The organism is Nocardioides sp. InS609-2, from assembly GCF_023208195.1.
Lineage (GTDB): Bacteria > Actinomycetota > Actinomycetes > Propionibacteriales > Nocardioidaceae > Nocardioides.
Window position 1 is genome coordinate 2,903,453 of the sequence record NZ_CP060034.1, and the last position, 9,583, is coordinate 2,913,035.

A 9,583-nucleotide genomic window follows, 5' to 3' on the forward strand; every position below is an offset into this window, starting at 1 on the left:
GCGAGCGAGCATCACCGCAGGTCGTGGTTCGGGGGCACGACCGGTCGCCGGCAACGAAGCCGTCGTCCTTGACAACGACATAGGCACCGCAATGACGCGATGCCGCAGACCACACTCCACGATCACCGTCGACACGCTCGACGGCCGGTTGCGCCAAACGCGAAAGCGTTGGCGACTGCCGCGAATGCGCGAGAGGGATATGCCACGCATGACCGCCGAAGGCACCATCACCAGCCCCCAACCCACCACCCATCAGGGCATCCTCGACTGGGTCAACGAGATCGCCGAGCTGACCCGGCCGGCTGACATCCACTGGTGCACCGGCTCCGACGAGGAGTGGGACCAGATCACCGCTGCCCTCGAGGCCACCGGCACGTTCACCCGGCTGAACCCCCAGCTCAAGCCGAACTCCTTCCACGCCGCGTCCGACCCCAGCGATGTGGCGCGCGTCGAGGACCGCACCTTCATCTGCTCGGCCGACGAGAAGGACTGCGGGCCCACGAACAACTGGATGGACCCCGCCAAGATGAAGGGGATCATGCGTGACCTCTACGCGGGGTGCATGCAAGGCCGCACGATGTACGTCATCCCGTTCGTGATGGGTCACCTCGATGCCGAGAACCCGATGTTCGGCGTCGAGATCACCGACTCCGCCTATGTCACCGCGAGCATGCGCGTGATGGCGCGGATGGGCACCCCGGTGCTGCGCCGCATGGAGGAGCTGGACGCGAAGTTCGTCCCCGCCCTGCACTCGGTCGGCATGCCGCTCGCCGACGGCCAGGCCGACGTCGCGTGGCCGTGCAACGACACCAAGTACATCGTCCAGTTCCCCGACGAGCGGATGATCTGGTCCTACGGCTCCGGCTACGGCGGTAACGCGCTGCTGGGCAAGAAGTGCTACGCCCTGCGCATCGCGTCCGTCGTCGCCCGTGACGAGGGCTGGATGGCCGAGCACATGCTGATCCTCAAGCTCACCAACCCGGCCGGTGTCACCAAGTACATCGCCGCCGCGTTCCCGAGTGCCTGCGGCAAGACCAACCTGGCGATGCTCAAGCCGACCATCCCGGGCTGGAAGGTCGAGTCCATCGGCGACGACATCGCCTGGATGCGCATCGGCAAGGACGGTCGCCTCTGGGCGGTCAACCCCGAGTACGGCTTCTTCGGCGTGGCTCCCGGCACCAACCAGGACACCAACCCGCACGCCATGGCCACCATCAACAAGGGCAACTCCGTGTTCACCAACGTCGCGCTCACCGAGGACGGCGACGTCTGGTGGGAGGGCCTGGAGAACACCCCGGCCAGGGCGACGTCGTGGAAGGGCGAGCCCTGGACGCCCGAGAGCGACGAGGTCTCGAGCCACCCCAACAGCCGCTACTGCACGCCGATCAAGCAGTGCCCCATCCTCGCTCCCGAGTACGACGACCCGCGGGGTGTGCCGATCGACGCGATCCTGTTCGGTGGCCGACGCAAGACCACGATCCCGCTGGTGACCGAGGCCCGCGACTGGGACCACGGCACGTTCATGGGTGCCACGCTCAGCTCCGAGACGACTGCTGCCGCGGTCGGCCAGGTCGGCGTCGTACGTCGCGACCCGATGGCGATGCTGCCGTTCATCGGCTACAACGCAGGTGACTACTTCAACCACTGGATCACCATCGGCAAGGACAACGACGCAGCGAAGCTGCCAAAGATCTTCTATGTCAACTGGTTCCGCCGCGACGACGACGGTGGCTTCCTGTGGCCGGGCTTCGGCGAGAACAGCCGCGTCCTGAAGTGGGTCATCGACCGCCTCGAGGGCCAGGCAGCCGCGGTCGAGACCCCGATCGGCCGGGTGCCCGCTCCGGGCTCGCTCGACATCGACGGCGCCGACGTGACCGACGAGCAGCTCGCCAAGGCGCTTGCCGTCGACGTCGACGAGTGGCAGGCCGAGATCCCGCAGATCCAGGAGTGGTTCGAGAAGTTCGGCGACGACCTGCCGGCCGTCTTCTGGACCGAGCTCGACGGACTCAAGGCGCGCCTCGAAGCCTGAGTCCCACTCAACACGCGCCGAGGGCCCACCGATTCCGGTGGGCCCTCTGCGCGCGTCTCACCGCTCCGTGGCCTGTGCGCGCCGCCCGAGAGCAATGAGACACGCGCTTACGCGTTTGTGGAAGGATCGGTCAGGTCATGAGGGGGTAGGGCGGGGGCCCGACGTGTGGGCGTCTGCGTGAGTGGAGGGAGGTCCGTGGGTGCCGTACTCACCCGAGGACCGTGCACTGTTCGAGTCGGCCGCCACTGACCTGTACGACGACATCGTCGCGAACGGCGGCATCGACCATACCGACCCGCGCATCGCCGCCCGGGGCGCCCTGCGCCCGGCGTTCGACCTGCTGACCCGCATTGGCCTGGTCGTCAACGACGACAAGGGCGACCGCTGCGTGCCCGTCGACCCCTCGACCGTGCAGTCGCTGGTGGTGGCCCCGATGGGCCAGCAGGGTGCAGAGCTGTTGTCGGAGTCCTCCGGCTGGGCCACGGCGTTCAACGGCCTGGCGTTGACCTGGCGCAAGTCGCCGGCCTCCGACCGGGGCCCGATCACCGAGGTGCGTGGCGACGCCATCAACCTGTTCATCGCCTCGCTGGTCGCCGACGCAGAGTCGGAGCTGCTCACCGCCCAGCCGCAGACCGGGCGCGGTCTCCAGGAGCTCTCCGCGGCCATCCAGCGCGACGGAGATGCGCTCGAGCGCGGCGTGACCATGCGCACGCTCTACCAGCACTCCGCCCGCCGCAGCTCGGTCACGCACAAATACGTGGCCGCCGTGACCGAGCGGGGCGCTGAGGTGCGCACCCTGGACGAGTTCTTCAACCGGCTCATTGTCATCGACCGGCGGGTGGCAATCATCCCGGGACGCGACAGCCTGGCTGTCGCGCTGGCCATCCGGGAGCCCTCACTTGTCGCCTACCTCGTCGACATGTTCGAGCGGTCGTGGGAGCGGGCGCGCCCGTTCACCAACCGTGAGACGTCGATGATGCGTGATGTCGCCGCCGAGCAGCGGGCGATGACGATCCGGATGCTCATCGAGGGCCACGCGGATCCGGCGAGCGCCAAGCGGCTGGGCGTCAGCCCGCGGACGTACGCCGGCTACGTCGCCGACCTCAAGGAGGAGTTCGAGGCGCAGACGCGCTTCCAGCTCGGCTATGCGATGGGCGTCAACGGCGTCTCGGGCAACGAGAAGCCGCCGGCCGACACAAGGACGTGAAATGACAACGAGGGCAGCGGCCTGAGCCCGCTGCCCTCGTGCACTTGAGACAGGTGGGGAACCTGTGAGGGACAAGGCGCTGGGGGGAGTGCCTGGCCCCCGTCTCAAGCGGGGTGGACCGCTCAGCAGCGGCCCGACGTTGGGGTCATTCGATGCCGCGCTCGATGCCACCGCGGGCACCGTGACCCCACGTGGTGTCGTACGCCTGTGCCGGGGCGGTGATGGCGACGATCCCGAGCGAGAGAGCGGCGGTGACGACGGCCACCGCGATGCGACGAGCGATCATTTTGTGTTCCACCTTTGAAGAGGGGGTCATGGGCCCTGGGCAGACCCAGACCAGTCATTCTGGTGGCGATCGCACAAACTGGCACCCGAGAAGTCACTGCATGTGTTTGCATTGCACACATGTGCAGAAGTTTCGGCGTAACCTTCCGAGGCCTGCCCGCATAGCGGAGGCCCTGCGTCTCGTTGCATGTCGGCAGAGGGGGCGGGATTCGAACCCGCGGCTGACATCTCTGCCAGCGACCGCTTTCAAGGCGGTTCCGATCGGCCACTCCGGCACCCCTCCGGGCTAGCCGGCTAGCCGGCACCCAGGGAGCAGTGTAGGAGGAGCCCCTCCAACAACGTCAGGGTCCTACTCGGAACCCCCCAACTCGAGCTCGACCTCGTCGTAGGCCAGGTCGTTGCACCTCTGCTCGTGACGGCGTACGTCGTCCAGCAGGTGTCGCAGGTCGCTGGAGAGCCGTTCGAGGTCGGTGTCGTGGAGAACCCGTGGGCTGAGCTCCGCCAGCCGGCGCACCAGCACGGTGCGTTTGCGTTGGCACCCGCCGCGCCGCGCGGCCAGCCAGTCCTCGGCGGGGCCAGCCGGGCTCACGAGGACATCGCGCAGCGGCGCGAGCTGTCGTCGTACCTGCCAGCGCCAGGCGCCAAGGCCCTGGTCGGAAGGTGGCCGCGCGGCGAGCAGGTCGCGCAAGGTCTTGCCTGAGTCGGGGTCAGCAGGGATCGTGTCACGACAGGTCATCAGCATGAGTGCCTCCCCTCAGGATCGGGATGAGAGTTCGAGTCTGACGCCGCGGGTGATGCTGGACAAGGGCTGAGTTGGCTCAGGTTCGTGCAGGTGTGTTGAATCGTGCCCGTGGTGTCCGACTATCGCTTTGCCCCCGCCCTCACCGCCCGGTTGATGGGTCTGACTCTGGTGGCCCTGGCCCTGCTCGTGCTGCTGGGCACGATCGCGGCGGTGCTCCTCGACCTGCCGTCGGTCGTCCTGCTCGTGCTGGTCCTGCTGGTGCTCGTCGCCATCTCGCTGACGGCCCGTCGGCTTCGAGGCCGCGAGTTCGCGGTGCGTTTCACCGACGACGGCTACCAGGTGCGCCACATCCGCGGGGCCGGTGTCGAGGCCGCCCGGTGGAAGGACGTCGAGGACGCCGTCACGACCACGACGCACGGCTCGCCCTGCGTCGTACTCCGGCTGCGCAACGGCACGACGACCACGATTCCTGTCGAGACACTGGACGTCGATCGCGAGCAGTTCGTGCGCGACGTACAGGCGCGACTGCGTGGAGGCGAGGGGCTCACGCCGCTCTGAGCACCTGATTCGGTCAATGCCGCAGCCGCCTTGTAACCTGTGCTCGCTGCCGGGGAGGTGTCGCCTAGTGGCCTATGGCGCCCGCCTGCTAAGCGGGTTGAGGGTTACCCCCTCTCGCGGGTTCAAATCCCGCCACCTCCGCCAGTCCACGTTCGGCCCCCAGAGCTCCGGCTCGGGGGCCGGACGCCATCTGCCGGGCAGTAGCGTGCAGCCATGCCGTCCCCTTGGTTCTCCTCGCCCGCCGACGCCTCCGCCCGGCTGCACGAAGCGGGCTACCTCGCCGACGCCGACACGTCGACCACGGCCTACCTCGCCGGAGCGCTGGAGAAGCCGCTGCTCGTCGAGGGTCCCGCCGGCGTGGGCAAGACCGAGCTGGCCAAGGCGGTGGCCCGGGCAACGGGCGCCGACTTGGTGCGGCTCCAGTGCTATGAGGGGCTCGACGAGGCCCGCGCGCTCTACGAGTGGAACTACAAGAAGCAGCTGCTGCGAATCCAGGCCACCAACGAGTCGTCCTGGGAGCAGACGCACGACGACATCTTCACCGACGAGTTCCTGCTGACCCGGCCGCTGCTGACCGCGATCCGTCGCGAGGAGCCGACGGTGCTCCTGATCGACGAAGTGGACAAGACCGACGTCGAGGTGGAGGGCCTGCTGCTGGAGGTGCTCAGCGACTTCCAGGTCACCATCCCCGAGCTCGGCACCGTCTCCGCCGTACGACGTCCGTTCGTGGTCCTGACCTCCAACGCGACCCGGGAGCTGTCCGAGGCGGTCAAGCGGCGCTGCCTGTTCCTGCACCTGGGCTATCCCGACGCCGAACGCGAGCGCGAGATCGTCGTCTCGCAGGTGCCCGGGCTGCCAGACAAGGTCGCCTCGCAGTTGATCGCCACCGTCGCGCGGCTGCGGCACCTCGAGCTCAAGAAGGCGCCGTCGATCGCCGAGTCCGTCGACTGGGCGCGCACCCTGATCGCGCTCGAGATCGACGACCTCACGGAGGACGCGGTCGCGCACACCCTCGGCGTGGTGCTCAAGCATGCCTCCGACCACGAGCGCGCGGTGCAGGAGCTCAAGCTGGCCCGCAGGTGACCCTCCTCGACACCCACATCGGGTTCCTGGAGGCGTTGCGGTCGGCCGGGGTGCCGGTGTCGCTGGCCGAGGGGCTCGACGCGATCGAGGCCGTGGCCGTGTTGTCGTGGGACGACCGCGAGACGGTGCGCACCGGCTACGCCGCGACGATGGTCAAGCGCGCGGGGCAGCGCCCCACGTTCGACGCGATCTTCGACCTCTACTTCCCGCGGCTGGTCGGCGACTCGTCCGCGCGGCAGCCCGACGACGACGACGGCGCCGTGCGCGACGGCCCGGAGGCGCTGGAGGGGCTGCGCGACCGGCTGGCCGAGGCGCTCGGGTCGGGCGACGAGTCGGCCCTGCAGGACCTCGCGACCGAGGCGGTCGGGCGGTTCGGGGCGATGCCCGGCCGGGGTCCCGGCCTCTCCAGCTGGTCGGCGTACACGACCATGCAGCGGGTCTCGCCCAGCGACCTGGTGCAGCAGATCATCGACGCGCTGGTGCGCAGCGGCCTGACCGAGAAGGAGGCGCAGCGCGGTGCCGGCCGTCGGCTGGGTCGCTTCACCGGGCTCGTCGAGGGCGATGCCCGTCGTCGCATCGCCGCCGAGAAGGGCGCCCGCCACATCGCCGACGTGGCAGTTCGGCCGACCGTCGAAACCATCGACTTCACCGCGGCCCGTCGGTCGGAGCTCGAGGAGATGCGCCGCGAGATCTATCCGCTGGCCCGGCGGCTGGCGTCACGACTGACCAAGGAACGGCACGCTCGCCGACGCGGCCCGCTCGACTTCCGGCGTACGGTCCGGGCCTCCATCTCGACCGGTGGCGTCCCGATGACGACGCACCACAAGCCCAAGCGACCGCATCGCGCGGAGCTGGTGGTGCTCTGCGACGTGAGCGGCTCGGTGGCCAACTTCGCGCAGTTCACGCTGCTGCTCGTGATGGCCCTGCGCGAGCAGTTCAGTGCGGTGCGCGCGTTCACCTTCGTCGACACCGTGCACGAGGTCACCGAGCACCTCCGGCCGGACGCCGACCCCGGCCGGGTGATGGCCGATCTGGCCGCGAGCAGCGCGCACGCGGCGCTGTGGGGCCGCACCAACTACGGGCGCGCGTTCAACACCTTCGCCGACGAGTACGCCGACGCGCTGGGCCCGAAGACGTCGCTACTCATCCTCGGCGACGCCCGGTCGAACTACAGCGACCTGGCCGAGCCGGTGCTGCGCGAGCTGGCCGCCAGGGTGCGGCACGCATGGTGGCTCAACCCGGAGCACCCACGCCACTGGGGCACCGGCGACTCGGCTGCGCCGACGTACGGCGAGATCGTGCCGATGGTGGAGTGCCGCAACCTCACCCAGCTCGGCGCATTCGTGCACGACCTCACCGCCCGCTGATGCGCCCTACCCCGCGAGGTAGCCGCCCTCGCGGATCCGCTGGATCTCGGCCTGGAGCTCGGGGTGCGACGACGCGTCGGCGGCCCGGCCGCCCGCGACGTACACGCTCTCGTTGCCGGTGACGGTGCCGTCGAAGACGACGGTGAGCCGGTTGCTGATCTTCGCGTTGATCAGGGAGCCGAGCAGTGCGACGGGGTCGGCGCGGTCCTCGAGCGACAGCACCCGGCAGGTCTCCGGGATCATCGGCACCTGCGCCTGCGGTGCGCCCGCGGTGACCACGTGGTCGATGAGGAACTTGTCGGAGGTCGCCGAGGCGGCCAACTCGGCAGCCGTGGCGCCGCCCTGGGCCGAGCCGACCAGCATGACCCGGGCGTCCTCGTCGTCGCCGACGGCCTTCTCGATCGTGCGGACGACCTGGCGGGCGTACGTCGACTGGTCGCCGCTGACGAGCCGCAGCTTGGTGCCGCCGGCGCCACCGGGGCCGGGCAGGTAGGCGATGTAGCGGCCCGCGCCGACGCCCTGCACGACGATGCCTGCGTCGGAGGTCGAGAGGGTGGTCATCAGGTCGGCGATGGTGCGCGGCTTGTCGCTTTCGAGGGCGGACGTGACCGGCTCGGCCGCGATATCGTCGGCGAGCAGGCCACCGGCGGCGTCACGCAGCGCCGAGCCCCCGTCGTACGAGAAGGGCGCGATGCCCATCGCGCGCATGCCACCACGGGCGGCCATCGCCCCCTGGTCGCCGGTGAGCACGCCCGCGGTGAGCAGCGAGCGCATCTGCAGGCCGTCGAGCAGCCCGCCACCACCGGAGATGTGGTCCATCAGCTCGGGGTTGTTCTCGGCCAGGTCGGAGAGGTACGCCGCGACACCGTCGCGGTCGAGCGCGTCGGTCTCGATCAGACCGGCGGACACGATGGCGCCGCCGAGGGCGACCTCGGGGGCGAGGTAGCCGATGGCGCGGCCCGCGATGGAGCCGAGCGTCTTGTAGGCCGCCTCCTGGAGCTCGTCGATCCAGCGGTAGGTCAGCACCGTCGCGCGCACCACGAGGGCGTCGGCGTCCAGCTCGACCGAGCGGGTCAGCAGGCCGTGCTTGCCGGTGGTGGCGGCGCGGATGTCGTCCTCGGCCTCGGCGAACGTGGCAGGCGAGAGCGGCGCGGACGACGAGACGTCGTCGTCGCCGAGCACCTCGGCGCCGAGGCGCGCACGGGTGCGCATCTGTTCGCCGGAGGAGTCGAAGAGCTCGGCCAGCGCGAGCATCTGGTGGTACTTGTCGGCGTTGACCGCTGCATCGACGGTGCCGGCAGAGGTGGTCGCGGCGGCGGCATTCTGCTCGGCGGTCGGGCCGTTGGGGGGCAGGTTCTTGTTCATGCGGTCACCTCCGCGAGCACGGGCGCGAGCTGGGTGGCCAGGTCGTCGGCCGCGACGAGCCGGATCTCGACGAACGGCTCTTCGCCTTCGTGGTGGGGCAGCAGGGCATGCCAGCCGTCGGCCAGCAGCACCCACGACACGACACCGACGGTGGTCGTGCCCTCGGCACCGATGCGGGCGGCGAGCACCCGTAGGCGACCCTGCGCCTCGTTGTGCAGCGCGCCGACGATGTCGGTTGCCGTGGCGTCGGAGTGGCCCTTGCCGCCGGTGGTGACGTGGCCGCTGCGCTGCGCGACCAGCACCTGGACGAGGTCGGCGCGGCCGGAGCGCAGCGCCTCACCGGCCGAGTCGGCCAGCGGGAACGGCATGAGGACGGCGGACGGGACGGCCGACTTCGACAGCTTCGCGTCCTCGGGTACGACGGCCACCCGGGCCAGCTCGCCGGCCCACTGGTCGGCGCCGAACCAGGCCAGCTCGAAGACGATGCCATCGACGGTGGCGAGCGTGGCGACGGCGCCGGCGGCCATCCGGTGCCAGGCCTTGACCTGTCCGCCCCCCGCCGTGGCGATGTCGATCTCCAGGGCCAGGTCGGGGGTGGCCAGCAGGCCGACCGCACCCACCAGGCCGGGGTCGATGCCGTCGTCGGTGATCATGCCGCGACGCGCGAGGGAGTCCGCCGGGTCGTGCAGCGCGAGCAGAGCGGCGGCGTACGCGGTGTCCTCGGTGGAGCCGGCGCTCATGCCGAGTCGGCTGTCGAGCGAGCTCGGCGTGGCGACGTCGGCGAGGTCGAAGGGCAGCGGTGCGCCACCGGCCTCCTCGGCGATCAGCCGCAGCTCGGGCAGGCTCAGCGCGACGCGGCGGGGCAGGCCGTCCAGCAGGTGGGTGGGCGCCGGGGGAGGCGTCGTGAGGTCGATGGTCACCATGTTGAAGTCCTCGTTGCGGGCACG

General features: G+C 70.0%; 9 protein-coding genes and 2 tRNA genes. 6 read left to right on the forward strand and 5 right to left on the reverse strand.

The genetic code is table 11. The annotated features are described in order from the left end of the window. Positions 1–208: 208 nt before the first annotated feature. Positions 209–2,029: a phosphoenolpyruvate carboxykinase (GTP) gene (locus H4Q84_RS15070; RefSeq protein ID WP_248579905.1), complete on the forward strand. Its 1,821-nt coding sequence runs from the start codon at positions 209–211 to the stop codon at positions 2,027–2,029. Positions 2,030–2,228: 199 nt separating this feature from the next. Next, on the forward strand, positions 2,229–3,236 hold the full coding sequence (locus H4Q84_RS15075; protein WP_248579906.1) for a LuxR family transcriptional regulator: 1,008 nt from the start codon (positions 2,229–2,231) through the stop codon (positions 3,234–3,236). Positions 3,237–3,381: 145 nt separating this feature from the next. Here the strand turns inward: H4Q84_RS15075 and H4Q84_RS15080 are convergent, their stop codons facing one another. The 3 genes from H4Q84_RS15080 to H4Q84_RS15090 all read right to left on the reverse strand — a co-directional run bounded on the left by H4Q84_RS15080 (position 3,382) and on the right by H4Q84_RS15090 (position 4,263). Next, a complete protein-coding gene (locus tag H4Q84_RS15080; RefSeq protein WP_248579907.1) occupies positions 3,382–3,522 on the reverse strand; it encodes a hypothetical protein in 141 nt (46 codons plus the stop codon). A 193-nt stretch (positions 3,523–3,715) separates the two neighbouring features. After that, positions 3,716–3,804: transfer RNA gene (locus H4Q84_RS15085), tRNA-Ser, on the reverse strand. Positions 3,805–3,870: 66 nt separating this feature from the next. After that, positions 3,871–4,263 (reverse strand): hypothetical protein, encoded by a 393-nt coding sequence (locus H4Q84_RS15090; RefSeq protein ID WP_248579908.1) that lies wholly within the window; start codon positions 4,261–4,263, stop codon positions 3,871–3,873. Between the two features lie 111 nt (positions 4,264–4,374). On the opposite strand from H4Q84_RS15090, the gene H4Q84_RS15095 reads away from it, so the two are divergent. The 4 genes from H4Q84_RS15095 (at position 4,375) to H4Q84_RS15110 (ending at position 7,271) form a co-directional block, all read left to right on the forward strand. Further along, entirely contained in the window at positions 4,375–4,821 is a 447-nt protein-coding gene (locus H4Q84_RS15095) for a hypothetical protein (protein ID WP_248579909.1), read from the forward strand. A gap of 53 nt (positions 4,822–4,874) precedes the next feature. Then, positions 4,875–4,965: transfer RNA gene (locus H4Q84_RS15100), tRNA-Ser, on the forward strand. Between the two features lie 69 nt (positions 4,966–5,034). Beyond that, entirely contained in the window at positions 5,035–5,904 is an 870-nt protein-coding gene (locus tag H4Q84_RS15105; protein ID WP_248579910.1) for a MoxR family ATPase, read from the forward strand. Continuing rightward, positions 5,901–7,271 carry a VWA domain-containing protein gene (locus H4Q84_RS15110; protein WP_248579911.1) on the forward strand — a complete coding sequence of 457 codons (1,371 nt, stop codon included), beginning with the start codon at positions 5,901–5,903 and terminating at the stop codon, positions 7,269–7,271. The genes H4Q84_RS15105 and H4Q84_RS15110 overlap by 4 nt, the downstream gene beginning before the upstream one ends. Positions 7,272–7,277: 6 nt before the next feature. Here H4Q84_RS15110 and H4Q84_RS15115 read toward each other — a convergent pair whose 3' ends face one another. Then, complete coding sequence (locus H4Q84_RS15115; RefSeq protein ID WP_248579912.1) at positions 7,278–8,636, reverse strand: hypothetical protein; 1,359 nt, start codon at positions 8,634–8,636, stop codon at positions 7,278–7,280. Further along, on the reverse strand, positions 8,633–9,559 hold the full coding sequence (locus H4Q84_RS15120) for a hypothetical protein (protein ID WP_248579913.1): 927 nt from the start codon (positions 9,557–9,559) through the stop codon (positions 8,633–8,635). Before H4Q84_RS15120 ends, H4Q84_RS15115 begins: the two co-directional genes overlap by 4 nt. Between the last annotated feature and the right edge of the window lie 24 nt (positions 9,560–9,583).